23 protein-coding genes are annotated in these 25,743 nt (G+C 62.1%); 6 read left to right on the forward strand and 17 right to left on the reverse strand.

The window, feature by feature from the left end; translation table 11 throughout:
* Positions 1-22: 22 nt before the first annotated feature.
* A complete protein-coding gene (locus ACILSE_RS11580) occupies positions 23-1,285 on the forward strand; it encodes an FG-GAP repeat domain-containing protein (RefSeq protein WP_395717552.1) in 1,263 nt (420 codons plus the stop codon).
* Positions 1,286-1,291: 6 nt separating this feature from the next.
* Here ACILSE_RS11580 and fmt read toward each other — a convergent pair whose 3' ends face one another.
* The 4 genes from fmt to ACILSE_RS11600 are packed head-to-tail and all read right to left on the reverse strand — an operon-like array spanning position 1,292 to position 4,375.
* The gene (gene fmt / locus ACILSE_RS11585) at positions 1,292-2,221 is read right to left on the reverse strand and encodes a methionyl-tRNA formyltransferase (RefSeq protein ID WP_395717553.1); all 930 of its coding nucleotides are present in this window, start codon (positions 2,219-2,221) and stop codon (positions 1,292-1,294) included.
* Between the two features lie 8 nt (positions 2,222-2,229).
* Positions 2,230-2,865, reverse strand: a complete 636-nt coding sequence (locus ACILSE_RS11590) for an adenylate kinase family protein (protein WP_395717554.1) — start codon at positions 2,863-2,865, stop codon at positions 2,230-2,232.
* 26 nt (positions 2,866-2,891) lie between these two features.
* Positions 2,892-3,785, reverse strand: a complete 894-nt coding sequence (locus ACILSE_RS11595; RefSeq protein WP_395717555.1) for a glycosyltransferase family 9 protein — start codon at positions 3,783-3,785, stop codon at positions 2,892-2,894.
* Positions 3,785-4,375: a hypothetical protein gene (locus ACILSE_RS11600; RefSeq protein ID WP_395717556.1), complete on the reverse strand. Its 591-nt coding sequence runs from the start codon at positions 4,373-4,375 to the stop codon at positions 3,785-3,787. The genes ACILSE_RS11595 and ACILSE_RS11600 overlap by 1 nt, the downstream gene beginning before the upstream one ends.
* A gap of 124 nt (positions 4,376-4,499) precedes the next feature.
* Between ACILSE_RS11600 and ACILSE_RS11605 the strand changes: the two genes are divergently transcribed.
* Both ACILSE_RS11605 and ACILSE_RS11610 read left to right on the forward strand, forming a co-directional pair.
* Complete coding sequence (locus tag ACILSE_RS11605; protein WP_395717557.1) at positions 4,500-5,051, forward strand: transcription termination/antitermination protein NusG; 552 nt, start codon at positions 4,500-4,502, stop codon at positions 5,049-5,051.
* Between the two features lie 67 nt (positions 5,052-5,118).
* Positions 5,119-6,729 carry an ABC-F family ATP-binding cassette domain-containing protein gene (locus tag ACILSE_RS11610; protein ID WP_395717558.1) on the forward strand — a complete coding sequence of 537 codons (1,611 nt, stop codon included), beginning with the start codon at positions 5,119-5,121 and terminating at the stop codon, positions 6,727-6,729.
* Between the two features lie 16 nt (positions 6,730-6,745).
* Here ACILSE_RS11610 and ACILSE_RS11615 read toward each other — a convergent pair whose 3' ends face one another.
* The 9 genes from ACILSE_RS11615 to ACILSE_RS11655 all read right to left on the reverse strand — a co-directional run bounded on the left by ACILSE_RS11615 (position 6,746) and on the right by ACILSE_RS11655 (position 19,489).
* On the reverse strand, positions 6,746-10,465 hold the full coding sequence (locus tag ACILSE_RS11615; protein WP_395717559.1) for a protein kinase domain-containing protein: 3,720 nt from the start codon (positions 10,463-10,465) through the stop codon (positions 6,746-6,748).
* Positions 10,466-10,551: 86 nt separating this feature from the next.
* On the reverse strand, positions 10,552-10,869 hold the full coding sequence (locus ACILSE_RS11620; RefSeq protein ID WP_395717560.1) for a DUF5615 family PIN-like protein: 318 nt from the start codon (positions 10,867-10,869) through the stop codon (positions 10,552-10,554).
* On the reverse strand, positions 10,866-11,093 hold the full coding sequence (locus ACILSE_RS11625; RefSeq protein WP_395717561.1) for a DUF433 domain-containing protein: 228 nt from the start codon (positions 11,091-11,093) through the stop codon (positions 10,866-10,868). Before ACILSE_RS11625 ends, ACILSE_RS11620 begins: the two co-directional genes overlap by 4 nt.
* A 45-nt stretch (positions 11,094-11,138) precedes the next feature.
* Complete coding sequence (locus tag ACILSE_RS11630) at positions 11,139-13,346, reverse strand: copper-transporting P-type ATPase (protein WP_395717562.1); 2,208 nt, start codon at positions 13,344-13,346, stop codon at positions 11,139-11,141.
* Between the two features lie 60 nt (positions 13,347-13,406).
* Positions 13,407-16,508: a PSD1 and planctomycete cytochrome C domain-containing protein gene (locus ACILSE_RS11635; RefSeq protein ID WP_395717563.1), complete on the reverse strand. Its 3,102-nt coding sequence runs from the start codon at positions 16,506-16,508 to the stop codon at positions 13,407-13,409.
* Positions 16,509-16,566: 58 nt separating this feature from the next.
* A complete protein-coding gene (locus tag ACILSE_RS11640) occupies positions 16,567-16,899 on the reverse strand; it encodes a hypothetical protein (RefSeq protein WP_395717564.1) in 333 nt (110 codons plus the stop codon).
* A 6-nt stretch (positions 16,900-16,905) separates the two neighbouring features.
* Entirely contained in the window at positions 16,906-17,757 is an 852-nt protein-coding gene (gene panC / locus ACILSE_RS11645) for a pantoate--beta-alanine ligase (RefSeq protein WP_395717565.1), read from the reverse strand.
* Positions 17,754-18,599, reverse strand: coding sequence for an ABC transporter permease (locus ACILSE_RS11650; protein WP_395717566.1), 846 nt, complete (start codon positions 18,597-18,599; stop codon positions 17,754-17,756). The genes panC and ACILSE_RS11650 overlap by 4 nt, the downstream gene beginning before the upstream one ends.
* Positions 18,596-19,489: an ABC transporter ATP-binding protein gene (locus ACILSE_RS11655; RefSeq protein WP_395717567.1), complete on the reverse strand. Its 894-nt coding sequence runs from the start codon at positions 19,487-19,489 to the stop codon at positions 18,596-18,598. Before ACILSE_RS11655 ends, ACILSE_RS11650 begins: the two co-directional genes overlap by 4 nt.
* Before the next feature lie 131 nt (positions 19,490-19,620).
* On the opposite strand from ACILSE_RS11655, the gene ACILSE_RS11660 reads away from it, so the two are divergent.
* The 3 genes from ACILSE_RS11660 to ACILSE_RS11670 all read left to right on the forward strand — a co-directional run bounded on the left by ACILSE_RS11660 (position 19,621) and on the right by ACILSE_RS11670 (position 22,004).
* A complete protein-coding gene (locus tag ACILSE_RS11660; protein ID WP_395717568.1) occupies positions 19,621-20,343 on the forward strand; it encodes a sensor histidine kinase in 723 nt (240 codons plus the stop codon).
* Between the two features lie 102 nt (positions 20,344-20,445).
* Positions 20,446-21,177, forward strand: a complete 732-nt coding sequence (locus ACILSE_RS11665) for a hypothetical protein (protein ID WP_395717569.1) — start codon at positions 20,446-20,448, stop codon at positions 21,175-21,177.
* 74 nt (positions 21,178-21,251) lie between these two features.
* A complete protein-coding gene (locus ACILSE_RS11670; protein ID WP_395717570.1) occupies positions 21,252-22,004 on the forward strand; it encodes a hypothetical protein in 753 nt (250 codons plus the stop codon).
* 60 nt (positions 22,005-22,064) lie between these two features.
* Here the strand turns inward: ACILSE_RS11670 and rpmB are convergent, their stop codons facing one another.
* From rpmB to ACILSE_RS11690, 4 genes are all read right to left on the reverse strand, one after another.
* Positions 22,065-22,328: a 50S ribosomal protein L28 gene (gene rpmB / locus ACILSE_RS11675; RefSeq protein WP_395717571.1), complete on the reverse strand. Its 264-nt coding sequence runs from the start codon at positions 22,326-22,328 to the stop codon at positions 22,065-22,067.
* A 78-nt stretch (positions 22,329-22,406) separates the two neighbouring features.
* On the reverse strand, positions 22,407-23,657 hold the full coding sequence (locus ACILSE_RS11680; protein ID WP_395717572.1) for a hypothetical protein: 1,251 nt from the start codon (positions 23,655-23,657) through the stop codon (positions 22,407-22,409).
* A gap of 152 nt (positions 23,658-23,809) precedes the next feature.
* On the reverse strand, positions 23,810-24,862 hold the full coding sequence (locus ACILSE_RS11685; protein ID WP_395717573.1) for an agmatine/peptidylarginine deiminase: 1,053 nt from the start codon (positions 24,860-24,862) through the stop codon (positions 23,810-23,812).
* Positions 24,849-25,721 (reverse strand): carbon-nitrogen hydrolase, encoded by an 873-nt coding sequence (locus tag ACILSE_RS11690; protein WP_395717574.1) that lies wholly within the window; start codon positions 25,719-25,721, stop codon positions 24,849-24,851. The genes ACILSE_RS11685 and ACILSE_RS11690 overlap by 14 nt, the downstream gene beginning before the upstream one ends.
* Between the last annotated feature and the right edge of the window lie 22 nt (positions 25,722-25,743).

Raw genomic sequence — 25,743 nt, forward strand, 5'->3', positions numbered from 1 at the left:
GTCCTGTTCCCTGCCAACCACCATGACCAAACTGCTCATCCCAACCTTGCTTCTCGCGCTGCCGTTGTGCGCTGCTGATGTGAAATTCAAGAAGCTCACGCTCTCCAACGAATTCTGGTGCGAAGGCGCGCACTTTGCCGACTTCGACCAGGATGGAAACAACGACATCTGCGCGGGACCGTTTGTGTGGTGGGGGCCGGAATTCAAGGAGCGTAGCGCTTACAACGCGCCGAAGCCAGAGCGCAACAAGCCGTTGACCGACGAGGACTATGTGCCGAACCACGCGAAGTTCATCGAGTCCGCGCCTGAGTTCAAAGGCAAGGCGGTCGATCCGCTCGGCTATTCGGATTACTTCCTCACCAACACCTACGATTTTAACAGCGATGGCAAGATGGACATCCTGGTCTTCTCCTGGCCGGGCGACATCACCGCGTGGTATGAGAATCCTGGCAAGCGCACGAAGGAAGCCTGGAAACGCCACATCGTCTTCGACGTGACCGACAACGAGTCACCGCAGCTCGGCGACATGGATGGCGACGGCAAGCCGGAACTGATCTGCCACACGGGCGGACGCCTCGGTTATGCGTCGCTCGATTGGGCCAATCCGAGAGCGAAGGCGACATATCACGCCATCGCCAAGCCGGATGTGAAGCGCTACTTCCGCTACACGCACGGCTACGGTTTCGGCGACATCAACGGCGACAAGCGCCCCGACATCCTCGACAAGGACGGCTGGCGTGAGCAACCGTCCACGCCTTCGGAAGAGTGGGTGTTTCATCCGGTACCATTTGCTCCTGAAGGCGCTCGCGGTGGCTCCCAAATGCAGGTCTATGATGTGAACGGCGACGGTAAGAACGATGTGCTCACCAGTTGGGACGCACACGGCTACGGCTTCGCTTACTATGAGCAAAAGCCGGACGGCAGCTTCGCAACACATCAGATTCTCGGCGAGAAGCCGGAGGACAGCCCGCATGGCGTGAAGTTCACCCAAACCCACGCCACAACGATGGCGGATGTCGATGGTGACGGCGTGCTCGACCTCATCACCGGCAAGCGCTACTGGGCTCACGGCCCGAACAAGGACGCCGAACCCGGTGCTCCGGCGGTTCTTTATTGGTTCCAGATCAAACGTGACGGCAAAGGCGGCGCTGATTTGATCCCACATCAAATCGACGACGACAGCGGCGTCGGCACACAAGTGTCCGCCGGTGACGTGAACAAGGACGGCAAGACCGACGTGATCGTCGGCAACAAAAAGGGCGTGTTCCTGTTTTTGCAGGAGTAATCCGGACTAAAACAGCACATCGCCCGCTTCAAGCGGGTGCCCGCGCAGGAAGTCGGCGGCAGACAAGCGTCTGCCTCCTTCGATTTGGACTTCGAGCAGGTTCAGCAGACCATCACCACAACTGACGACGATGCCGTTGGCGTTGGTGCTGACGATGGTGCCGGGGGATGGGCAGGCATTCGCCTCGGGAATGGCCTGGGCGCGGTGAATCTTCATCTGCGTGTCCTTCAGCATGCAGAATGTGCCGGGCCACGGAGTGAAGGCGCGGATGAGGCGGTCGAGCTCGATGGCGGGGCATGTCCAGTCGATGCGACCGTCCTGGCGGGTGAGTTTGCGGACGTGCGTGGCCTTCGCGTCGTCTTGTTTCTCACGCGGCGGATGCCCTGTGGCGAGAAGATCGAGCGCTTCTTCGAGCGCGGCGGGGGCTTGGAGCGCGAGTTTGTCATGCAAACTGCCGCCAGTGTCTTCAGCGGCGATGCGCAGCCGTTTCATCAAAAGAATGTCACCGGTGTCCAGCCCCTCATCCATGAACATGATGGTGACGCCGGTCTCGGCATCGCCATCACGTATCGCGGCCTGGATCGGCGCGGCACCGCGATGACGCGGCAAGAGCGATGCGTGAATGTTCAGGCAGCCGAATTTCGGCACGTCGAGCACGGCGCGGGACAAAATCTGGCCGTAGGCGACGACAATCGCGACATTGGCATTGAAAGCCTTCAGTTCCTCGACGGCGTGACGAATTTTCGGAGGCTGGATCACCGGAATGCCAGCGGCCTGCGCACGCACCTTGATCTGCGGCGGTGTGAGCACCTGTTTGCGGCCCACGGGCTTGTCCGGCTGCGTGACGACGCCGACGACTTCGTGTTTCGGCGTGCTGAGCAGCCACTCCAGCGAAGGAAGGCCGATGTCGCCTGTGCCGATGAAAAGAACGCGCATCGTGCGGGCTAGACCTTCATCTTCTCCAGCTCTTTCCAGGCATCGAGCTGCATGACGCCGCCAATGATGTCGTAGAGCACCTTCGCGGGCGGCTGGCTGGCGTCGATGTCGAGAATGCGGTCGCCCGCATAGTGTTCGAGGATCGGCTTCGTCTCCGCCTCGTAGGTGGCGAAGCGGTTTTGGATGACGGTTTCATTCGCGTCATCGAAGCGGTTGTCCTTCAAGGCGCGTTTGCGCAGACGACGGGCCAGTTCGGTGCGGTCGGGGCAGGAAAGATGGAAGACCTTCAGCACATCAATGTGCGGCTCCATGAACCTGGCCTGCTCCACGTTGCGCGGGATGCCGTCGAGCACGAGGAAGTCGATCTCAGGCTTGAATAGATGAGCGTCGATACGCTGCTTCAGGTTTGCATGCCAGAGCTGCACGGTCACGTCATCCGGCACCAGCTCTCCACGGCTGGAGTATTGGACGAATTTCTGCCCGAGCGGCGTGCGTGTGTCGAGGGAACGAAACACATCGCCGCAGGCGAGATGATGAAAGCGCGGGATGGAGCCGAGCACCTTCCCTTGAGTGCCTTTGCCGCTGCCTGGAGCGCCAAGAATGAGGAAGGCTTTGATACGAGCGGGTGTTTGGGTGTCGGACATGATTTGGAAAGATGCAGACTAGCACGTTACAAATTCGCAACAACTTGCGTGGCTGCCATTTTCACGCGTTCGAACGACAGCGCGGCAAGATCACCGCTTTCCTCCAGCAAAACGTTCACCCATGGCTGCGGCGGCGCCCACACGGCTGGATTCGTCGGGCCAAACAGCAGCAGAGACGGCACACCGCACGCGGCGGCGAGATGCGAAATGCCGCTGTCATGACCCAAAAAGCCGGAACAGGCGCTCAAACGGCCGGCAAGCTCGGTGAGCGGCAACGCGTGCCAGTTTTCATGCGTCGTGATCTTCACACCGCGGGCCTCCTCAGCCTCGCCGGTGATGAAAACAATCTCGTCAGCCGGCCATTCGTCCGCGAGCCGAAGCCAGTGCTCCAGAGGCCAGTTTTTCTTTACCGAACCGCTGCCGGCGTGGATGGCGATGCGTTTGGAGCCATTCTGCCGTCGTTCAAAGTGCGCACGGGCCAGATGCTCCTGCTCAAGGAACATGGCGAGCTTTTCGAGGCCCCTGGCAAGCTGTCTCGAAGCGTGTGGGCCCTCGTTTTGCACGCGTGGTGAGCACTCGATGAGTGTTTTCACGCCGACACGCTCCATGCTGGCGCGGAACAGGCCGTCGGGATCGTAGAGAAAGCTCACGACGAGATTGAAGCCGCGCAGATGCCCGGCGAGCGCCTCGTCGATGGGCGCGTTTTTGGCGAACAACGGAGCCATCGTGCGATGTTCCAGGCTGCGGATTTCATCGGCGAGTCCGGCGGAGCGGGCGAGCTCGGCGATGGAAGGATAACCGATGACTTCGAGATGGCAGCCGGTGATGGTTTCACGCAGCAAACGAATTGCGGGCAGCGTGAGGATGAAGTCGCCAATCGCACCGCCACGAATGACGAGGACGCGGGGCTGCGGCTTCATCAGTAGAACAGGATCGCCGCGAGAAGCAGCACCGCGCCGTAAGCGATGCCGGACCAGACCGCGAGATTCCAGCGCTGCGGTTTGGCGAGCAGCCAGTTCACCCAGTCACGCATGAGAAAAGGCATGCCGATGAAGTACATGCCAACGATGATCCACACATAAGCCAGAATGGGCAGCAGCAGCCGGCTGGTCTGCGGCTGGAGAAAGGCGGCGGTGAGCACCGGACCGGCGGCGAGCAGCATCAACGCGCCGAGGGCGCGAACGGCGAGGAATTCCTTCACATAGACCAGCACGGCGACATAGCCGCCGATGGTGATCATGATGAAGATGCGCCGTTTGTCGAAAAACTCCCCCATGTCCATGTTCGCGAGCGCGAAGACGCTCCAGATCATGTCGATGGTGAGCAGGATGACACCCCACTTGAAGGTGCGCGGAAAGGCTTTGAGAAAGGCCTGGGTCTTCGCGGTGTTTTTCAGCGCCCAGGCATGGGAAAGGATGAGCGCCAGGGCCACGACGATGCCCGTGCCTTTGAGCGGGATGCCGCCTTCGGGCGCCAGATGGTAGAGATAGTCGTAGAGATCGGCAAACATGCGCGTCGGACGGGAAAAAAACGGCCGCACAGGTGGCGCAGACCGCACAGATGCGCAAATGCCATGTTCCACGGCAGGTTTGCGGTTGCCTCGAAGATCACAGGCGGCAGTATGGTGGCGCTCGATGAACAACAAAGACTCCACCCCGGCCTGGTATGTCGTCCACACACGCCCGAAGTGCGAGCACATCGCCGCGGCGCTGATGGTGGGGCTGGAGAACGTGGAGGTGTACTGCCCGCGCATCCGTTTCCAGAAAAGCACGCGGCGCGGGAAGGTGTGGTTCATCGAGGCGCTGTTCCCGAGCTACTTTTTCGCCCGCTTCACGCCGATCGAATCCTTGCGCGCCGTGAAGCACTCCCAGAGTGTGATCAAGGTGGTCGATTTCGGCGGCAATCTCACGCCGGTGCCGGACGAAGTGATCGAGGCTTTGAAAAAGGAGATGCAGGACGAGGAAGTGCGGGAGGTGCTGGTGGATGTGAAGGTGGGCGACATGGTGGAGCTCACCGAAGGACCGATGCGCGGCCTGAAGGGCATCGTGAACGCGATGCTGACCGGCGCGGAGCGCGTGCGCGTGCTGCTGGAGTTCCTCGGCCGCGAGAGCGCGGTGGAGGTGCCAGTCTCCAAAATCCTCACGGAGCACAAGCCGCGGGCGGTGATGGCGCGAAAGGCGGGCTGAGCGATTCCGCCGCCGGAGCCTGCTCGTGGTTGCATGGCACGAGGGATGCACTACCTCATCCGCCCCCATGCTCACCATCCGCAACGTCACCAAGACCTTCAACGCCCGCGTTCTGTTCAGCGGCGCGACCATGACGATCAACCACGGCGAACGCGTGGCGCTGGTGGGGCCGAACGGCGCGGGCAAATCGACCTTGTTCTCGCTCATTTTGAAAAATGACACGCCGGACGCGGGCGAAGTGATCCGCGACGAGTGGACGACGGTCGGCTTTCTCCCGCAGGAGGCCGAGGCGGTGGGCCAGGAGACCGTTCTCGAGGTCGCGACGGGCAAAGCGGGGGAAATTGAGAAACTGGAGAAGGAACTGGCCGCGTTCGAGGCCGCAGGTGATGTCTCCAGCCCGGAATATTTTGAGGCGCATGCCAAACATGACGCGCTGCAGGATCCGCAGGCCGAGGCGCGGGCAAAACGCATCCTGAAGGGCCTGGGTTACCTGGAAGGCGACTTTGACCGGCCCGCGCGCGAATTCAGCGGCGGCTGGGTGATGCGCGCGCACATGGCGCGGCTGCTGGTGATGGAGCCCGATCTGCTGCTGCTCGACGAGCCGACGAACCATCTCGACCTCCTGTCGCTGATGTGGTTCCGCAATTATCTGAAGAACTACCCCGGCGCCATCCTCATGATCTCGCATGACCGCGACTTCATGGACGAGCTCGTGCAGAATGTTTACGAGATCGAGGAGAGCAGGCTCATCGCCTACAAGGGCAACTACAGCGATTATTTGAAGCAGCGGGAGGAAAACTGGGAGCGCGCCATGCAAGCGTACAAAAACCAGCAAAAGGAAATCGAGGCGATGCAGGAGTTCATCGACCGGTTCCGCTCCGTGGCCTCCAAGGCCGCGCAGGCGCAAAGCCGCGAGCGCCAGCTTGAGAAAATGGAGAAGCTCGAAAAGCCGCGCCCGCTGCGCAAAGGCTTCCGTTTCAACTTCCCGCAGCCGCAGCGCAGCGGCCAGCGCCTCATCGCGCTGTCGAACATCGACCAGGCCTACGGCACGAAGCAGGTTTACCAGGGCCTGGACCTCGAAATCGAGCGCGGAGAACGCACCGTGCTCGTGGGGCCGAACGGCGCGGGCAAATCGACGCTGATCAAGATTCTGGCCGGCGAAGTGCCCTTCCAGAAAGGCGAGCGCAAGCTCGGCACGAATGTGAAGCTCGGCTACTTCTCCCAACATCGCGCCGACACCCTCGATCCCGATTGCAGCGTGCTGGAGGAGCTGAAGCGCGTCGCGCCGGAGATCCGCGAGGACGAGGCACGCAGCATTCTCGGTTCATTCCTCTTCAAGCGCGAGGACGTACACAAAAAGTGCAAAGTGCTCAGCGGTGGTGAAAAAAGCCGTCTGAACCTCGTGAAGTTCCTCGTCGATCCGCCGAACCTGCTGCTCATGGACGAGCCGACGACGCACCTCGACATTTGGGCCATCGAAGGTCTGATCATGGCGCTGGAGAAGTTCGAGGGCACGCTCGTCTTCATCTCCCACGACGTGCATTTCATCCGCCGCCTCGCCCAGAAGGTCATCCACATCAATGGAGGCAAGCTGACGACTTACACAGGTGATTACGACTACTACCTGCAAAAGACCGGCGCTGAGGAAAACGCCCGCGCGGCGGTCATCGCGGGATGATTCGAATTGCGATGGTTTATTTCGGCAGCACGAATTTGGCGGCGCGGTCGATCATGTCACGATCCCTCGGACGGTAGCGGAGGTATTCGCGGGCGGCGGCGGGGGAGCCCTGGTCCTTGAGAGACAGGAGGTAGGCGTCGAAGGGCTGCTCGTCGAAGGGTGAAAGAGGACGCGTGGCGGACGGCGCCATGAGCCAGCGGGCCCACAAAACGGCGATCTCCTCTCCCGGCGCGGGTGTTTTCGGGATGGCGGCGGCGCGTTGCTGGAAATCCTCGAGCGTGAGGGATTCAAGACGGCCGTCGGATGTGAGATGACGGCGCCCAAGGCCCTCGGCGAACTGGAGGAACCATTCCGGCAGCACGGTGTCCTTCGGCGGCATGGGCATGTCGAAGAAGGCGTGCTCGGAGACGCGGAAGAGCAGCGTTTTGGCGTCGTCTGAAACACGAGCGACGACGATGCCCTCCTGCTCAAGGCTTTCACGCGGCGTGTCGCGGATGCCGGGGGTGAGGCAGTAGCCGGTGCGGAAGTTCCAGACGCGCATCTCGCCCTCGTCGGTGATGGTGACGAGGCGCTGGTCATCGGGACTGAGCGCGATGACGGACACGAACGAGTCGTGACGCATGCGGACGATGTTTTCGCGCGTCTTGATGTCCCATACACGCACCTCGCGGTCACGGCCTGAGGTGATGAGGTACTTCCCATCCATCGTCAAAGTGACGGCGCCGACGGCGGGCGGATGATAAAACGGCTCGCAGATGGGTTTGAGCGTCTTCGCATCGTAGATGAAGACGGTTCCGTCGGCGTCCGCGGCGGCGTAGAGCGACTTCTGGCGGTTCGCGCCGCCGGCCTCGGAGTCGCGGAGCTGCTGGGGCGAATTGTCGGGGCCTTTGATGCGGGTGATGAGGTTTTTGTCGAGCACATCGACGAAACGGCGGCCTGACATGCGCTCATGGATGTTCCAGACCTGGATGGAGGAGACGCCGCGCGGCGCGAAGGCAAGCAGCGAGCCGTCGAGGCTGGTCCTGGCATCACGCAGGCTGTATTGCAGCGAGACTTTTCTGAGCGCCCCGGTCTTGCTGTCGAAGACGCTGACCATGCCTTCCTTTGAGACGCCGATCACGAGGCTGGTGTCGCGGATAGGGCTGGCGCGCAGCATCTCACTGCTGTGGGCGCGCGAGGGATAGCGCAGTTTGCCGTCCTCCAGCTTCCAGTCGTAGATGTAGCCCGCGCCGTCGCCTACGATGATGGACTTCGCATCCGTGCTGAAGGAGAGCGCGGTGATGGACGAGGGATGAGAGAGCGGCGGAAGCACCTCGCCGCCGTTGCGGAAGCTGCCGACGAAGACGAGGCCGTTGCTCATGCCGAGGGCGATGATCTCCTTCTTCGGCTCGATGGCGACATGCAGGAGGCCTTTGTCCACCTCAATGGGCTCGCCGAGGGCCATGCCGGTGCGCAAATCCCAGGTGGTGGCGGCGCCGTCGTCTCCCGCGGGATTGATGAAGTCACCGCTGTAAATGGACGCGGCGAAGACACCCTCATGATCGACGGCGATCTCGGTGACGCCGCCTTTCTGCTTCATGACGCGGGCGGGATCCTGCGGCTGTGAAAGATTCCATGCCTGGATGGTGCCTTTTCCTTCGCCATCGATCTCGCAACCGGCGAGTAGTTTCTCCCCGTTGCCGGAGAAGGCGAGGCAGGTGACCATGATCGGCATGCGCGGCTGGAGGTTCCGCCGTTTGCCGTCCTTAAGCGACCACAGCTCGACGCCGCCATCATCGCGGCCGATGACGGCGCTGAGACCATCAGGCGTGATTTCCAGACACTGGATCATGACACCTGGCTGCACGGGATGATCGGTGCGTTCGCCGGTTTTCAGGTTCCAGATGGAAATGACCTCACGCTCGGGCGGCGGCTCGTTCACCGGCGCGGGACCTGCCTTCGGCTGAATGCCCGAAACGGCCAGCGCCACGCCCGCCTCCGGGCTGACGACGACTTTTTTGGCATCAGGAGCGCCATCCGGCAGCTTCAGCGCCGGAAAATCGGAGCGGATGAGATGCACGTTGGCCAGCAGCGAGAGCAGATTGGTGGTGGCGAGATCGTTGGCCGGGTCGGTGCGCAACGAACGGGCCAGATAGGCGACCGCGTCGCCATGCAGGCTGTCCTCGATGTGCTGGCGGGCCATCTGCTCGTCGGAACGGCTGTAGGACTTGCGCAGATTTTCGCGTCCGCGCTCGGCTTCGAGGCGGTTGCGCTCCGCTTTGAAATACATCGCGGTGCTGGTGATGCCGCCGATCAAAACGGCGAGCGAGATCGCGATGGCAGCAGCGACTCCGACGCGGTGACGGCGCACAAACCTCTGAATGAGATAACCCCGGCTCGGCGGACGGGCGGTGATCGGCTCGAAGCTCAGGTAGCGCGTGATGTCGTCCGCCAGATCGTCCGCGCTGCCGTAACGGCGGTTCGGATCACGCTCCAGCGCCTTGAGGGCGATCCAGTCGAGATCGCCCTGCACCGAAGGCTCGATGGAGGAGGGCTTCGGCGGATCTTTCTCCGCCAGATCACGCAGCAGGACATGAATCGGTTTTGCGGCGATGTCGGAAGGTGTGATGAGCGCGCGGCCGCAAAGCAGCTCGAAGAAGACGCCGCCGAGCGCATACACGTCCGAGCGCGTATCGACATGCGAGCTGCCGTTTTCGATCTGCTCCGGGCTGATGTAGCCCGGCGTGCCGACGAGTTGATCGACACCGGTGGCGATGGTGTGGCCGGAGCCCTCGCCTTCGAGCACCTTCGCGATGCCGAAGTCGATGACCTTGGGCACCGCCTTGCCCGCCTCGTCCATCACCATGATGTTGCCGGGCTTGATGTCGCGGTGGATGATCCCCTTCTGATGCGCGTGGTTCACCGCGCGGCAGACGGGAATGAAAAGCGAGAGGCGCTCGCGCAAATTGAGGTCGTTTTGCTTGCAGTAGCTGGTGATGGAGCGGCCCTTCACCATCTCCATCACGAAGTAGGGCGCGCCGATGTCCGTCTCGCCCGCGTCGAGAATGCGGGCGATGTTTGGATGCTCCATGATGGCCAGCGTGCGCTGCTCGATGGCGAAACGGCCCAGAATGTCCGCAGAGGTCACGCCCGCCTTCACGATCTTGATCGCCACGATGCGATGGATGGGCTTCACCTGCTCGGCACGGTAAACGACGCCGAAACCGCCCTCGCCCAGCTTGTCAAGCAGACGGTAGCGGTCGCCGATCCAGCCGTCATTGCCGGTGAGCGACTCCATGTGCGAGCGCGGCTTGCTGGCTCCTGTGCCCGTCACCGGACCACGTGTGGCCGCAGGCAGTCCGCCGTGGCTCGGCAGCGTGGCAGCACCGGGCAGCGTCGGCTGGATGGTCGGGGCCTTGTTTGTCGGGATCGCGATGGTGCGGTCATCCGGGCCAAGGGTGATGTTTCCCGTGTCTCCGAGTGAAGGCGGCTGCTTCATGCCCATCGTGGCCGCCGGCAGGCTGCGGCTGGGATTCGGCACCGCGATGGTCACATCCTCGGGGCCGAGCGTGACCATGCCGGTCGGAGTGTCCTCCGGAGGTTGCCGCGGGGCACCCATCGTGGGCGGCGGCTGGCCTTTTTTGAGGTTTGGCACAGCGATGGTCACATCCTCCGGCCCGAGCGTGACATTCCCTGTGTCGAACGACGGTTGTTCCTTGGGGTCGGCGGGAGGTTGAGAGTCCGGGGCTGGTTTCACGGTGGAAAAAGGAAATACGGCCGCACTGTTTCAGAGAACAGCCTTCCGGGCAAGCCTGGTGAGGAGGTGCGGGTATAAAAGCAGGATCATGCCAATGACACTTCAATAAACTGGCGTGGCCCTACCGTCTCCATCGCGGTCTGGATGGCTGGGACATGTAAACGCAACGTCGGCCAGTGCGTGGTGGGCAGCAGCACGACAGCGATCTGCCGGGTGTCGAGATTTTGCTGATAGCGGAGATTTTTGTCGCCGGTGAGGAAGACCTCAAAGTCTTTCTCGGCAAGCAGCAGTAATTGCCCATTCTTCACACCTTCCCAGCCCATTTCCTGAACAGTACGGTAGTCGTGTCCGAAGAGACGTGATTTGAGAGGGCGGGGCAGACACTCGTCGATGAGCACTTTCATGACTGCACGAGCCTGCGATGTGCCTCCATCAGCACCTCGACTGCCGCCTGCTGGGTGACGGTGGGAAACCAGTCGAGAAACTCATCAAGCGAGCAACCGCTCTCAAGATGCTCAAACAGGCTGGCCACGGGCACGCGGGTGCCGTGAAACACCGGCTCGCCGCCCATGATCTCAGGATCAATGGTGATGGCGGATTTCTTTGGCTCCTCAAGGGCTGCGTTCATGCTACGAGTTTAGTTTCGGAACGGAAGTTATCAAGACCGCGCTCGTCACTTGAACCGCCGCAGCCGCAGGCTGTTCAGGATCACGCAAACGCTGCTCAGGGACATGGCCACGCTGGCGATCATCGGGTTGAGCAGCCAGCCGGTGAAGGGATAGAGCAAACCGGCGGCGAGCGGGATGCCGAGGCCGTTGTAGAGGAAGGCGAAGAGCATGTTCTGCCGGATGATCTTCATCGTGGCGCGGCTGAGGGCGAAGGCCTGATGCAAGGCGAGCAGATCACCCTTCACCAGCGTGATGGAGGCGCTCTCGATGGCCGCCTCGGTGCCGGTGCCCATCGCGATGCCAACATCGGCGGCGGCGAGCGCGGGCGCGTCGTTGATGCCGTCGCCGGCGAAGGCGACGTGGCGGTCTTTTCCTCGCGCCTGGTAAACGTGGAGCAGTTTCTCCTTCGGCGAGACCTCGGCGGCGACCTCGTCGATGCCGAGATCCTTCGCCACGCGCTGCGCGGTGGGCTGCGCGTCTCCGGTGATCATCTGCAGCTTCAAACCGAGCGCATGCAGCGCCTCAATGGCCTGCGGCGTGGTCTCCTTGATCTTGTCCTTGATGGCGATGAGGCCGAGTGGCTTCTCGTTGAGAACGACAACGACCACCGTGCATCCCTCCGCCTGAAGCTGCGCCGAACGCGCAAGGCATTCGGACTCGATAAAGATGCCGTTCTTCTTCAAAAACGACGCCTGGCCGACGAAGACCTCGTTCTCACCGATGTTGCCGAGCACGCCGCCGCCGGTGATGGATTGAAAATCGGTCACGGTGGCCAGCGGAATGTTACGCTCCTTCGCCGCGTTCACGATGGCTGCGGCGATGGGGTGTTCGCTAAACGCCTCCACCGCCGCCGCGCATGCGAGCAAATCGCGCGCGGAAAGGCCGGGCAGCGGCACGATTTCGGTCACGGATGGCTTGCCTTCGGTAAGCGTGCCGGTCTTGTCGAGCATCACGATGTCGATGTCCTGCAGCCGTTCGAGAGTTTCAGCGTTCTTAATGAGCACGCCGAGCTGCGCGCCACGGCCGAGACCGACGGTGACGGCCATCGGCGTCGCCAGACCGAGCGCGCACGGGCAGGCGATGATCAAAACGGCCACGGCGTTCACCACGGCAAAGGCAAGCGAGGGCTGCGGACCAAAACTCCACCACAGCAGGAAGGTCAGCAGCGCGACTCCGACCACCGCGGGCACAAACCATGCGGAAACACGATCCGCGAGGCGTTGGATCGGCGCGCGGCTGGCCTGCGCCTTCGCCGTCATCTCGACGATCTGGCTCAGCAGCGTGTTCGCGCCGACACGTTCGGCGCGCATGAGGAAAGAGCCGGCGCCGTTCACCGTGCCGCCGGTCACACGCGCACCCGCTTCCTTCGTGCGCGGCATCGGCTCGCCGGTGAGCATGGATTCATCCACGCTTGAGCTGCCTTCAGTGACGATGCCATCGACGGGAATGCGCGCGCCGGGCTTGATGCGCAGAACGTCGCCGGTTTGAATCGCTTCGACCGGTGTGTCGATCTCCACGCCGTCGCGCACGAGCAGCGCGGTTTTGGGCGCGAGGTTCATCAGAGCGCGAATCGCCGAGCCGGTGGCCTTGCGCGCGCGCAATTCGAGCAACTGGCCCACCAGCACGAGCACGGTGATGACCGCGGCGCTTTCAAAGTAGAGCGCCATGCCATGCGCGGCCTCGTGCGGCAGCAAGTGCGGGGCGAAGACCGCCACCGTGCTGTAAACCCACGCGGCCAGTACGCCGAGGCCGATGAGCGTGAACATGTTCAGCTTCAGCGTGAGCAAAGAGCGGCCAAAACGCCCCAGCAGCGGCCAGCCGACCCAAAAAACAACCGGCGTGGCCCAGACGAACTGCATCCAGCCGGAGGCTTCGTGCGGAATGCCGCGGATGACAGGCAGATCCATGCCCATCGAGAGCAGCAGCACGGGAATCGTCATCGCCGCGCTCCAGCGCACGCGCCACCAGAGGTCGCGTACTTCCTCATCGCCACCATCACCGCAGCATTCAGGCTCGTTGCGCCTGGCGAGCGGGTTTTTCTCCAAAGCAATGCCGCATTGCGGACACGCGCCCGGCTTGTCGGAGCCGACGCCCGCGCACATCGGACAGATGTAGGCGGCGGGAGCTGCCGGCTTGATGATGGTCTCGACAATCACCGGCTTCTCCTCGCCTGAGGAGCAGTGCGGGCAGGATGTCGGCGCGTTCGGCTGCATGGCTGGCAGAATAGCCGCACAAACAACGCCATCACCAGCCGATTCTTGGCGAATGCGCGCTTAACCTTTCGTGACGCACTCGTCGAGGTTCAAAATGGCGCTGGCGACGGCATACCAGGCGGCGAATTCGGTGACGGGAAGGCTTTTGGGGATTTCAAAACCAGCGACGAGCTCGTTCGCGGCCTTTGCGTCGGCTTTGGCGGATTCAAACTGTGTCTCCCACAGCGTTTTGAGCACGGCGAGCTCCTGCGGGCTCGGTTTGCGGGCCACGGCGATGCGGAAGCCGTGCTGCAAACGCGAATCGAGGTCACTGCTGGTTGATTCGGCGACGATGCGACGCGCGAAGGCCTTCGCGGCCTCGACATAAACGGGATCGTTGAGCAGCGTGAGCGCCTGGAGAGGCGTGTTGCTGCGCGAACGGCGCACGACGCAGGCCATGCGGGCGCCGGCGTCGAAGTTCACGAAGCTGGGATACGGCGAGCCGCGTTTGAGCACGACGTAGAGGCCGCGCCGGTACTTTTCGTCGCCTGGACTGACGACGTAGCTGTAGTTCTGGCCGCCGACTTTCTGCCAGAGACCGTCGGGCTGCGGCGGACGGATGGGCGCGCCGCCCTGCTTCAAATTGACGAGTCCGGCGATGGCGAGCGCGTTGTCGCGAATGGTTTCGGCGTCGAAACGGAAACGCGGGCCGCGCCAGAGGAGATGGTTTTCCGGATCGATTTGAACAGGAGACAACAGAGGTAACGGAGAGTTTTTCCGATCTTTGTTGTCTCTGTTCTCTCCTGCTGAAGAACTCTGCCGATAAGCGGCGCTCATGACGATCTTTTTGAGCACATGCTTCATGTTCCAGCCGCTGTCCATGAACTCGACGGCCAGCCAGTCGAGCAGCTCGGGATGTGAGGGCGGCGCGCCTTTGATGCCGAAGTCTTCGAGGGTGGTGACGATGCCCTGGCCGAAGATTTCCGCCCACCAGCGATTCACGGTGACACGTGCGGCGAGCGGGTTGTCACGGCTGGCAAGCCATCTGGCCAAAGTCAGGCGATTCGGCGGACCGTTGATCTTGGCGTTGAAGATGGCAGGGACGGCGGGTGTGACTTTCTCGGCAGGATCGGTGTAAACGCCGCGCTTGAAGATGGCGGTCATACGCGGCTCGGGAAGCTCACGCATGACTTCGCTGGTGGGACTGGCGAGCGCGGCGATCTGCTTCTGAAGCGTGGCTTTTTGTTTTTCGAGCTTGGCGAGCTGCGGGTTTTTGGATTTCGCGGCTTTGCCGTCATCTTCCCCGACTTCGGGAAGCGCGGCGGCGACATCGCCACGGATGCGGGAGATGCGCAGGCAGCCCATGACGAGGCCGTTGCCGAAATTCTGCTCCATGCGGATGCTGAGCTTGGTTCCGGCGGCGATTTGCAGGGGTTGTTTGAGTTCAAACGCGGCCCAGTGCGGCTCGCCAAAGCGGCGGCCGATGGCCCAGGCTTTTTTGCCGCTTTTGTCGAGGAGATTGGTCACCGCATAGCCATTTTGCGAGTAGTCGGCATGGGCGGCCCTGAATTGCAGCGGCTGGGTTTTGCCATCGGGCAGCGTGAGGGTGCAGTCGAAGGTATGGAGGACGAAATTGGGGCGATTCGCGCCGCCGCGGCCGGGTCCGTCGCCAGGAATGGAGGGATGGGTGAGGGCTTCGAGCATCAATCCGCTCAATTCACCGGCTCCGAGCTCGGTTTCGAAGGTGTAAGTGTCCGTTTCGGGCACGGGGCCGGTGAGGAGGGTGCTGCCATCGGCCTGCAACTCGGACTCGGCATCGCTTTCGGTGATGAATGAGGTGGGTTTGAGCGGCTGGACGGGATTTTCAGAGCCGGTCTGGCGAGAAGGCGCGACAGCCGGGTTTCCGCTTTGCGCGGCGATCTGAGCTTCGAGGGCTTTCATCTGCGCGGCGAGCTGCTGGCGCTGCTCCTCGCGGCTGGTGTCCTTGATTTGATACGCGACGCCTTTGAACTGGATGGAGCCGGGTGTTTTGGGGTTGGTGCGCTCGGCCTCCTTCTCGGTGTTGTTGTAGTAGGCGAGGAGCGAGTAGTAGTCGCGCTGGGTGAAGGGGTCGTATTTGTGGTTGTGGCATTGGGCGCACTCGAGCGTGGTGCCGAGCCAGACGGCGCCGGTGGTGTTGACGCGGTCGATGACCTGATTGATGCGGCTTTCCTCGGGCTCGGTGCCGGCTTCGACGTTCGTCGGCGTGCAACGATGGAAGCCGGTGGCGATGATTTGCTCGGGGGTGGCGTTCGGGAGCAGATCGCCGGCGATTTGCTCAAGCGTGAACTGGTCGAAGGGCATGTTTGCATTCAGCGCGTTCACGACCCAGTCGCGCCAGGCCCAGATTTCGCGCAGGTCGTCGCGCTGAAAGCCGTGCGAGTCGGCGTAGCGTGCGAGATCGAGCCAAGGCCGGGCCCAGCGGACACCGAATTCTTTGGAAGCGAGGAGACGGTCCACCAGGGATTCGTAGGCTTTGTCGGACTGCGACGACGAAGACAATGAGACAGTCGGATGGGGAGACAATGAGACCGTTGCTGAAGCGCCGGCACCCTCTCTCCTTGTCTGATTGTCTCCTTGTCTGATTGTCTTTGCCTGACAATCACGCACGAAGTCCGCCACCTCCTGCGGCGTCGGCGGCAGGCCGGTGAGATCGAGGGAGAGGCGACGGATGAGAGTTTCGGGCGAGGCTTCGGTAGAAGGCGTGAGTTTGCTGGCTTCGAGTTTCGCGAGGATGAAGTGGTCGAGCCCGGTTTTGGGCCACGCTTTGTTCTGGATGGCTGTAAGCGCGGGCCGCTGCGGCGGGATGTAGGACCAGTGCTTGAGCGTTTCGAGCTTGTCGGGCCATTTCGCGCCGGTGCTGATCCAGTCGCGAAGATGATTGATCTCGGCGGCGGTGAGGCGGTCGCCGCGACGTGGCATGGCGTCCTTGTCCTCCTTCGGCAAAGCGACGCGACGGAGCAGCTCGGATCCGGTCTCGGCGTGTTTTTTCGAGGCGATGTCGAGACGCAGGCCGCCTTTTTGATTTTCGGAGCCGTGGCACTCGAAACAGGCGCGCTGGAGGACGGGGAAGACGTCTTTTGCGAAGTCGGCAGCGTGGGAGGCCGTGGCGGCGAGAAGAAGGATGAACGCGAGGCGTGACATGCGGCGTGGAAACGCGGTCAGAACGCCGGACTTGCCTGAACGAGCTTGAAAAGTCGTTCTACAACAACCTGCGGGCGTTGCGAAGGCCGTCGGCGGTGACGACGGCCTGATTGCGGGCGGCAATCATGAAGTCGAGATGATTCTGCCACTGCATGGGGCGCAGGGAGGCGAGGCCTGCACCGCGGCGGCTGAACCCGTAGTCGGCGATCTCCCAGCCGTAGTCAGAGTGGCGATTGCGGTAGTCGGCGCGGTGAATCCACGCGCCGAACTCGTCTTTGCGCCAGACTTCGGGGTCGTTCCCGGGGATGATCTGCGCGAGCGCCCAGACGCGGCGGATGATCTCGGCGTCGTAGCCTTCAACGGTGTCTGAGGCGGCGGGCAGTTCGGACATTGAGGCTTATTTCAGCTCGATGTTGTCGATGAGGCGGGCACTGCCGAAGAAGACGGCGGCGGCGATGACGACTTGCTCGGTGGTGGCGGAGACGGGCTGGAGCGTGACGGTGTCAACAGCGGAGACGTAGTCGATGCGGCCGAGCGGAGCATGCTGCTGGAGATGGCTTTTGATGAGGTTGACGAGGGCGGCGGGATCGCGCTCACCACCGTTTTTCCAGGCTTCACGGGCGAGCTTGAGCGCGGTATACAGCGCAGGAGCCTGGGCGCGCTCGTCGGGGCTGAGGTAGCGGTTGCGGCTGCTCATGGCGAGGCCGTCGGGCTCGCGCACGGTGTCGATGGCATGCAGGACGACATTGAAGTCGAGGTCACGGACGAGGCGGCGGATGATGGCGAGTTGCTGGAAGTCCTTTTTGCCGAACACGGCGTCCTCACACTGGACGAGGTTGAAGAGCTTCGCGACGACGGTGCAGACGCCGTCGAAGTGGCCGGGACGGCTGGCTCCACAGAGCACCTGCGAAAGGCTGGTCTCCTGCAGGACGATGCTGCGGTCGGCGGGATACAGCTCCTCAGACTTCGGGGCGAAAATCATGTCCGCGCCGTTGTCGCGGCAGAGGGCGAGATCCTCGACGAGCGTGCGAGGGTACTTGGAGAAATCCTCGGCGGGGCCGAACTGGAGCGGGTTGACGAAGATACTGACGACGACGTTGCCGTTCGCGCCGGCGATCTCGCGGGCGGCGCGGATCAGCGCGGCATGCCCCTCGTGCAGCGCGCCCATGGTGGGCACGAATACGCAGCGCACGCCGCGGTTCACGGTGTGCCATGCGCGGACCTGGCGGATGTTGTTGATGACATTCATGATTTTAAGTCGCGGGATTCAAACACGGCGTAGCCGAGGGTGAAAAGAGTGATGTTGACGGCAAAGACGACGGCATAGCCGCGCCAGACGAGCGGCCAGTCGATGCTTTCGGCCAGGACGCGGCCCCAGGCGGCCATGTGCTTCGTGATGAGCAAGTGCTGGTAGCTGTCCATAAAACCGCTGGTTCGCAGGATGAAGTCCACCAGGATGTAAGTCAGCGCGCCGATGGTGGCGGCGGCGGGCTTGATGCGGAAGCAGGACAGGAAGAAGGCGATGCTGCTGATGGTCGTCATGCTGAGACCGAGCGCGAGCGAACTCCACGCGTAGCGCTGCAGGCCGGGCCCCCATTCATAAAACGCGACGATGGAGACCTCCGGCACGATGGCGAAGTAGCCGCCGCCCCAGCCACGCAGCACCACGCCGAGCAAAAAGGAGCTCCAGGCGAGGAACTGGATCAAAAACACCGCGTAGCCGGTGCAGGTGAGGTATTTGAGAAGGAGAAGCCGAAAACGGCTGACGGGTCGCGCAAGCAGGAGGCGCATGTGGCCGTCCTCACCCTCCTTGGCCACGATGTCGCCGGCGACGAGGCTCAAAAACAACGCGCCAAGCAGGAAGACGGAAAAACTCATCACGGTGGAGGCCACGGTGATGGCGGAGAAGTAGTGCTCGAAGCTTTGCCCGGAACCGACGATGGCCTTCTGAATGGGCCCCATGCCGAATTTCTTGATGAGCAGAAGGATGGTGATCTCCAGCGCGATGAAAGCGCCAAAGCCGATGTAGGTGCGGCGCCGCGCGAAGAGCTTCAGGAGCTCGCCATACCATTGCTGGAAGAAGAGCGTCATGATTTCGAGGAAAGGCCCATGTAGAGTTGTTCCAGCGTGCGGCGGTGCGGCTGCCACGCGTTGACGTGAACGCCGCCGCGCACGAGCGCGGCGACGAGCTCGTGCGGCTCCATGTTGAGCGGCACTTCGACGACGCCGTGCTTGTCCATCGTGGCTCCGGCACGGTCCATGATCTCGCGGGCGAGGCCGAGATCAGTCGTTTCGAGCTGGAACATGCGGCGCGTCTTTTCCTGCGAGGGAACGGGGCCTTCAAAGACCTTTTTGCCATCCTTGATGATGACGCAGCGATCGCACATCTGCTCGACTTCGGCGAGGAGGTGCGAGTTGAGCATGATGGTGAGCCCTTGATGCTTGCGCAGGTGCAGGATCAACTCGCGGAATTCGCGGATGCCCTCGGGATCGAGACCGTCGGTGGGCTCGTCGAGCAGGAGGATCTTCGGCTGCGGCAGCATGGCCTGCGCGAGAGCGAGGCGCTGGCGCATGCCATGGCTGTAAGTGGACGCCTTGTGATGAATGGCGCGGTTGAGATTCACCATCTGCACAACGCGCTTCACCTCCGCCTCGTCCCACCAGCCGGAGAGAGTGCAGAGAGCACGGAGATTCTGCCAGCCGCTGAGGTAATCGTAAAACACGGCGGCCTCGTAGATCGCACCGATCTGCTGGAGCGCGCCGCCGCGGTCTTTCTGCACGCTGCGACCGCCGATGCGCACCTCGCCCTGGTCCGGCCGCACCATGCCGAGCGTGATGCCCATGATGGTGCTCTTGCCGGCGCCGTTGTGGCCGAGCAATCCGAGAATCTCGCCCTCCTTCACCTCAAAGCTCACATCATCGAGCGCCAGGCGGCCGGTGGGCCAGCGCTTGGTGAGATGTCTGACTTCGAGGAGCGGCATGCGCGTGATACTGGCGTGCGGCGCGTGCTGATGCCACTTTTTCGTCACGTTTTGCCGCTGAAAGCCGCCAAAATCGGGATTGCCAGCGCCGCCGCGAGACTGCATTACTCCGGCCTGTCCCCGCCCACGCCATGCAGTTTTATTTCCCCACGTCCCTCAATCTCGGCAATGAACACAGCGAAGGCTTTCACCAGGAACTGCTGCGCGGACTGACCCACAAGCTGAACAACCTGCTGGCTGTCATCCAGGGCTTCAGCAGCTTGATTTTGATGACCGAAGACCTCGACCCCGGCGTCAGCGAAAACATGCAGCACATCCGCGAGGCATCCGTGGGCGTGACGAACTTGAGCGAGCGCATCCGCGCCGCGGGCGGCTGCGCGAAGCTGAGCCCGCAGGCGCTGAACCTGAACGAGTATCTCGGCGTGATCGAGGGCGCGGTGATGGAGCCGTTTCAAAAGGAAGGCGTGCAGCTCGAGGCGGACGTGCAGGCCGGGCTGCCGCCGATTCTCGTCGATCCGACGAAGTTCAAGGACATCCTCGTCGAGTTGCTGAGAAACGCCGCGGAGGCCGCGGCGAAGGGCGGCGGACGCTGCGCGCTGAAAATCTGCGGCCCTGGCACGATCACACCCGCCGAGCAGCGCCGTGTGGACATCCTGGTGAGCAACACCGGCTCCCAGATCGCCCCGGAGAAGATGCAGGAGGTGTTCCGTCCGTTTCATGGCTCGAAGAACAGCAATCACCTCGGCCTCGGGCTGACGATCGCCGCGATGCTGAGCCATCAGATGAGCATCCAGCTCGGAGTGGCGTCGGAGAACAACACGACGACCTTCTGGCTGAGCTGCCCCGTGGCCTGAGCGCCTGATGCGCGGCTTTTTTGAGTTTCAGCGCTTGAATCCGATGCAACGACGGCCCGCCCGCCGTTGTCATAAGTGCCATTGATTCCCGGAGGTCTTCTCATGAAACGATCCGCTCTGCTCCTCGTCCTGCTGCTGGCCGTGATGCCGGCTTTCGGTGGGCCGAAAAACTACGGCACCATCACCACCAAGGCCGGCAAGTCGTTCTTTGAGTGCAAAATCACGCGCATTTACCCGGATGGCGTCGGCTTCACGCACCGCGAGGGCGCGGCGAAGATCGCCTTCAAGGATCTGCCGGAGAAACTGCGGCAGGAGTTCCGCTACGATCCGCGAAAAGAGGCGGAGTATCAACGCGAGCAGGCGGCACAACGGGAGGAAGAGAGAAAACGCGCCAAGCTGCACGAGATCGCCATGGAGGAGAAGCTGGCCGAGGCACGGATGGCGGAGGCGGGTTATTTCGCGGCAGTGGCTCGCGTAGCCGCCACCACGCCCGCAAGTCCCGCGATGTCGCTGGCTCTTCCTGGCGAGAAGCTGCTGGTTCTGGGTTACCAGACACCCTCGTGGGTGGGGACGGCCATCACGGGGCCTGCGCTGGGTGGCAGCGCTTACCGCCGCGGTTCGTCATGGAGCGGTTATCCCTTCGGCTGCTACGGCGGCGGCTATTCTTATCCGGTGTATGGTTATGGTTACGGCTTCCCTTATTTCGGTTACGGGTATGCGCCGGTGGGGGCGTATGTGAGTCCCACGATTTTTCGTTCGTGGAATGTGGGCGGCGGATTCCGTGTCGGCGTGGGCGTCACGCCTTTCGGCGGCGAGATCAGGCTGTTTCCGTGAGGCATTGCTTCGGTTTTGCGAAGCATAAAAAGCTCGCCAAACAGCAGCTTCCGCGTTCAACTGAGTCCCAGCCGATGAAAACGCTCCTCTCCGCACTCATCCTGCTGACAGCGGCCATGGCCGCAGCCGCACCATCGCTCGAAGTGGCCGTGATCGAAACGATTCACGGGAAGACTTATCAGCGCTGCAAAATCGTGCAGCGGGACGCTGAAGGCGTTGCGTTCACACACCAGAAAGGCACAGCCCGCGTGCTCTTCAGCGATCTGCCGGAGGCCACACGAACCGAACTTGGCTATAGCGCGAAGGCGGCTGCCGATCTGCAAAAGGCGCGGGAGCAGGAACGCGAGGAAAAAGCGAATGAACGCCAACGGAAGGCGGAACGAGCCGCTGAACTGCGTCATGCGGCGCGGCTGGCTGAGATCAAGCGCTTCTCCCAGGCACCGCAGGTGATTGTCGTGCAGCAACCCGCCGGTTACTACACCGGCCCCGTGCCTGCGGTTGGTTTCGCGGCGCCAGGATGGGGAGATCCCTCATGGCACGGCCATGGCAAGGCCCCGGGGATTCGCGGTTGGGACAATGTAGGCATCGCCACCATCGGTGCTGGCAGCGGAGGCATCTATGTGCCGCAAAGCGGCGGTTTTTTCTTCACCGGGCCAGGCATTCATTACAGCCCGACTTTGGGCTACTACAATCCCGGGGGCTTCAGTCATCCAGCCGTTCCGCAACTCGGAGCCTTCGGCGTGGTGCCCGGACTGGCGGCGCCCAATCCACCTCCTGTGGTCCCCGGCGTGGGAATTCGCGGTAGCGTGAGCATCCCGGTGAAATAAGAAAAAGCGGACCCGTTTCCGAGTCCGCCTTGTGAAAAAACTACTTTTGAAGAGCAACGGTCAGATCAGGCCGGCTTTCTTCAGCGTCACATAAGCACCGTTTTTGTTCACGGTCTTGAGGGCACGCGCGGTGAGCTTTACCTCGACGAACTTGCCGAGCTCCGGCACGAAGATGCGCTTCGCACGCAGGTTCGGCAGGATGACGCGCTTCACGCGCTTCGTGATGTGACGGCCGATACCGCCTTCTTTCTTGGCTTTACCGCTACGATGGATGTGGTGGCCGCGGGTGACGCCAACGCCGGTGATTTCGCAAACTTTTGCCATAAGATGAAGAGGGTTCGGGGGAAAGGGGCCGCGATACTAGCCGAGGACCACGGGGCGTCAACCAAAAGTCCGGGTTTCTCAGCGCCGCGGCCTCCCGACCATGAGGCAGGTTGTCTCAGGATTCATGAGGTAGCCGATGCCAAAGTTCAACGGTTTCACCGGATGACGCCCAGATGAATAGGCGGCGGTCAGATCCGGCTGCTGGCAGCCGGAGAAGATGCCCAGCGTGCCGCGATGGTGGCCGTAGAGCCACAAGTCCCAGTTGTGGCGATTGAACTCACGATAAGGCACGCCCGAGGGATCCTGGACGATGGCGCTGCTGTGCCGCAGCAAAAACTCGCGGATGTTTGAGAACCCGCCGTCATGCATGAGGTAGGACGCGCTTTTTGTGAAGGCCGGAATGCGGCCCAGACGCGAGACATAAGCGAGCAGCGGGCCGCTGCCGCCACCGTTCGCGAGGTCCTGGCGGAAGTAAAACACGCGCTTCGGGCTGCCAAATCCGCTGTGGCAGCGGATCATGAGGCCGGTGTTCCCCGATGACCCGGCCAGTGTGACGTTCCCGGCACCGTCCAGACGCACCGTATCGACCGAATCCACCGTGTGTCCCGTGCGGGCCATGAAGGCCAGGATGATGGGCAGCACGCCGCGAAACCGCGTGGCCACGAGATCGTTTTTCATGTCCGTGGTGATGAAATAGCTGCTCGTCATGATGGTGGAGACCGAGTTGTGCAGCCCGTAGAGGCCGCGCTCGATCTCCCCCTGCGAGAGGCTGTCCAGACGCGGCAGCGGCTCGGCAGGCTCGAGGCCACAGAGCACGTAGGTTTCAGCGCCCGGGCAGATCGCGCAGGCAAACAGGAAATCCGGGCCGCTGAACGGGTAAAACAACGCGTTCGCAGCCTGCACATCGCCGATCTCATTCCCCGCCCAGGCGAGCAGCGGCGCACGATGATTGTTCTGATGCGTGGCCCACAGATTGTCCATCCGCAGTTTGTGCGAAGCCCAGGCGGAGGAGCCGCGAATGTTCGAGAGTCCGCCGCCGTCCATGCCGGCGAATAAACGGGCGATGTCGTTGATGGAGGACGACTGCGTCGGCACGTTCATCGAAACCGCGCCATTGTAGAGCGGCCCGCGACCGGCGCTTTCCGCACGCCTCACGCTGCCGCCGCTGATGGCATCCAGCACGTTCGTCCATTGCTGAAGACGGCTGGCTCCGGCGTAGTTTTGAAACGCGGAATCCGGCAGGGCGCAGCCTGAGATCAGACATGCGGCCGCTGCAGCACCCAAAGCCCTGCATTGAATGAAGAAAGCGCGATTGAATAGACCCACCATAGAAGGCCGAGGCTACCTGACGTGGCAACCGCACCAAGTAAGGTTTTAGAAACACCGGCGTGTTTATTTCCAAGCGGATTTACTCAGTCTCAAAATTAGACGGTATTTTTGCAGACCACCTAACTTTCAAGCCCTCCTGGAACTCAACCCGGTCACTTCGGCTGGTGCATCGCGATGCAATGTAGTGCACCGCCTTCGGTGACGAGGTCCTTGGCCATCATGGAGATGATTTCGCGGCCGGGGAAGCACTCGGCGATCTTGTCCTCGGCGGCGGCGTCCTTCTTCTTGTTGCCGAAGAGGGGGACTAGCACGGCGTTGTTCAGGATCAGGAAGTTCGCGTAGCTGGCGGGCAGTCGGTTCAGGCGCCAGTCTTTCATTTCGATGGCCTGGGGCATTTCGATCTCGATGATCTCAAGCTTGCCGCCGTCGGGAGCCTTCACGTCGTCGAGACGCTCGCGGATTTCCTTCAGCACCTTGTGGTTCGGGTCGGAATCACGCGGCTCGATCATGCAGATGACAGCGTCTTCGCGGATGAAGCGCACGATGTCATCAATGTGACCGTCGGTGTCGTCGCCTTCGATGCCTTTCTTGAACCAGACGATGTCTTTGACGCCGAGCATGGCCTTCAGCTCCTTCTCGACCTCAGCCTTGTTGCCGGGTTTGCCGCCATGGCGGTTCGGATTGAGCAAAACGGACTCGGTGGTGAGCAGCGTGCCTTTGCCATTGGTTTCGATGGCACCGCCTTCGAGGATCATCTTCGAGGTAAAGCGCTCCATGTTCAGCACTTTGGCCGCTTTTTCAGGGATGGCGTTGTCGAGGTCCCACGGCGGGAACTTGCCGCCCCAGGCGTTGAATTCCCAGTCGGTGATCGCCACCTTCCCCGTCTCGTTGTGCTTGATGAAGATCGGGCCGTGGTCGCGGCACCACACGTCATTCGTGTTGTGCTCGTAAATGTCCACCTGGCTCAGATCGCCCTCGTTGTCGGCGATGCTGAGGCGGATGTTCATGTGGCTGAGCATCGGGGCGTTGATGCGCACGCGTTCGTAGCGGCTGATGACGCTGGCGATCTCGCCGAACTTGTCCTGCAGCTTGTGGAAGGTCTTCGGGCAGCTCTCCTTGTTGGAGGGCCACGAAAGCCAGATCGCCTCCTGCGGCTCGAATTCGGCGGGGAGACGATAGTTCTGCGGATAATTAGCTTTGCTCATCAAGGTAGCGTTTGGTCAGGGGAGCGTAGGTGTCAATGCGGCGATCACGGAAAAACGGCCAGATGCGGCGAAAATCCTCCACGGCCTGCAAATCACACGGAACGATCAAAATCTCTTCATCGCTCACGGAGGCCTTTGCAACGATTTCTCCATACGGATTCGCCACAAAGCTCTGCCCCCAGAATTCGCTCTGCTGCTCGGTGCCCACGCGGTTCACTGCGGCCAGGAAGCAGCCGTTCGCCACCGCATGACCACGTTGCACGGTCTCCCAGGCGCAATGCTGAGCCTTGCCCAGGGCCGCTTTTTCACTCGGCAGCCAGCCGATGGCCGTCGGGTAGAACAAAATCTCCGCGCCCATGAGCGCTGTCATTCTCGCGGCCTCGGGATACCACTGGTCCCAGCAGATCAGCACGCCGATGCGGCCAAATTTCGTGTCCCACACGCGGTAGCCGAGGTCGCCGGGCGTGAAGTAAAACTTCTCTTCGAAGCCCGGGTCCTGCGGGATGTGCATCTTGCGGTATTTGCCCAAAACGGCGCCATCCGCGTCGATCACGGCCGCGGTGTTGTGGTAGAGCCCGGGGCCGCGCTTTTCGAAGAGCGGCACGATGATCACCACGCCCAGTTCCTTCGCCAGCGGGGCCAAAACGTCCGTCGTGGGTCCTGGCACGGCCTCCGCGAGGTTAAACAGCTCCGTGTCCTGCGTGATGCAGAAGTAGGGCGTGTTGAAAAGCTCCTGCAGGCACACGATTTGCGCGCCACGCGAAGCCGCGTCGCGGATGAGGCGGATGTGCTCGCGGAGACTTTCGTCCTTGCTGGAAAAGGCCCGGCTCTGCACCAGGCCGAGGGTGACTTTCGACATAGGGCGCGGATGGTTCACCGCA

Origin of the sequence: Prosthecobacter sp. (genome assembly GCF_044236155.1) — a bacterium.
Lineage (GTDB): Bacteria > Verrucomicrobiota > Verrucomicrobiia > Verrucomicrobiales > Verrucomicrobiaceae > Prosthecobacter.

Coding starts and splice junctions, on each gene's coding strand:
- ACILSE_RS11580 (WP_395717552.1), top strand. CDS start 23: ATGACCAAACTGCTCATCCCAACCTTGCTTCTCGCGCTGCCGTTGTGC.
- fmt (WP_395717553.1), bottom strand. CDS start 2,221: ATGCGCGTTCTTTTCATCGGCACAGGCGACATCGGCCTTCCTTCGCTG.
- ACILSE_RS11590 (WP_395717554.1), bottom strand. CDS start 2,865: ATGTCCGACACCCAAACACCCGCTCGTATCAAAGCCTTCCTCATTCTT.
- ACILSE_RS11595 (WP_395717555.1), bottom strand. CDS start 3,785: ATGAAGCCGCAGCCCCGCGTCCTCGTCATTCGTGGCGGTGCGATTGGC.
- ACILSE_RS11600 (WP_395717556.1), bottom strand. CDS start 4,375: ATGTTTGCCGATCTCTACGACTATCTCTACCATCTGGCGCCCGAAGGC.
- ACILSE_RS11605 (WP_395717557.1), top strand. CDS start 4,500: ATGAACAACAAAGACTCCACCCCGGCCTGGTATGTCGTCCACACACGC.
- ACILSE_RS11610 (WP_395717558.1), top strand. CDS start 5,119: ATGCTCACCATCCGCAACGTCACCAAGACCTTCAACGCCCGCGTTCTG.
- ACILSE_RS11620 (WP_395717560.1), bottom strand. CDS start 10,869: ATGAAAGTGCTCATCGACGAGTGTCTGCCCCGCCCTCTCAAATCACGT.
- ACILSE_RS11625 (WP_395717561.1), bottom strand. CDS start 11,093: ATGAACGCAGCCCTTGAGGAGCCAAAGAAATCCGCCATCACCATTGAT.
- ACILSE_RS11630 (WP_395717562.1), bottom strand. CDS start 13,346: ATGCAGCCGAACGCGCCGACATCCTGCCCGCACTGCTCCTCAGGCGAG.
- ACILSE_RS11635 (WP_395717563.1), bottom strand. CDS start 16,508: ATGTCACGCCTCGCGTTCATCCTTCTTCTCGCCGCCACGGCCTCCCAC.
- ACILSE_RS11640 (WP_395717564.1), bottom strand. CDS start 16,899: ATGTCCGAACTGCCCGCCGCCTCAGACACCGTTGAAGGCTACGACGCC.
- panC (WP_395717565.1), bottom strand. CDS start 17,757: ATGAATGTCATCAACAACATCCGCCAGGTCCGCGCATGGCACACCGTG.
- ACILSE_RS11650 (WP_395717566.1), bottom strand. CDS start 18,599: ATGACGCTCTTCTTCCAGCAATGGTATGGCGAGCTCCTGAAGCTCTTC.
- ACILSE_RS11655 (WP_395717567.1), bottom strand. CDS start 19,489: ATGCCGCTCCTCGAAGTCAGACATCTCACCAAGCGCTGGCCCACCGGC.
- ACILSE_RS11660 (WP_395717568.1), top strand. CDS start 19,621: ATGCAGTTTTATTTCCCCACGTCCCTCAATCTCGGCAATGAACACAGC.
- ACILSE_RS11665 (WP_395717569.1), top strand. CDS start 20,446: ATGAAACGATCCGCTCTGCTCCTCGTCCTGCTGCTGGCCGTGATGCCG.
- ACILSE_RS11670 (WP_395717570.1), top strand. CDS start 21,252: ATGAAAACGCTCCTCTCCGCACTCATCCTGCTGACAGCGGCCATGGCC.
- rpmB (WP_395717571.1), bottom strand. CDS start 22,328: ATGGCAAAAGTTTGCGAAATCACCGGCGTTGGCGTCACCCGCGGCCAC.
- ACILSE_RS11680 (WP_395717572.1), bottom strand. CDS start 23,657: ATGGTGGGTCTATTCAATCGCGCTTTCTTCATTCAATGCAGGGCTTTG.
- ACILSE_RS11685 (WP_395717573.1), bottom strand. CDS start 24,862: ATGAGCAAAGCTAATTATCCGCAGAACTATCGTCTCCCCGCCGAATTC.
- ACILSE_RS11690 (WP_395717574.1), bottom strand. CDS start 25,721: ATGTCGAAAGTCACCCTCGGCCTGGTGCAGAGCCGGGCCTTTTCCAGC.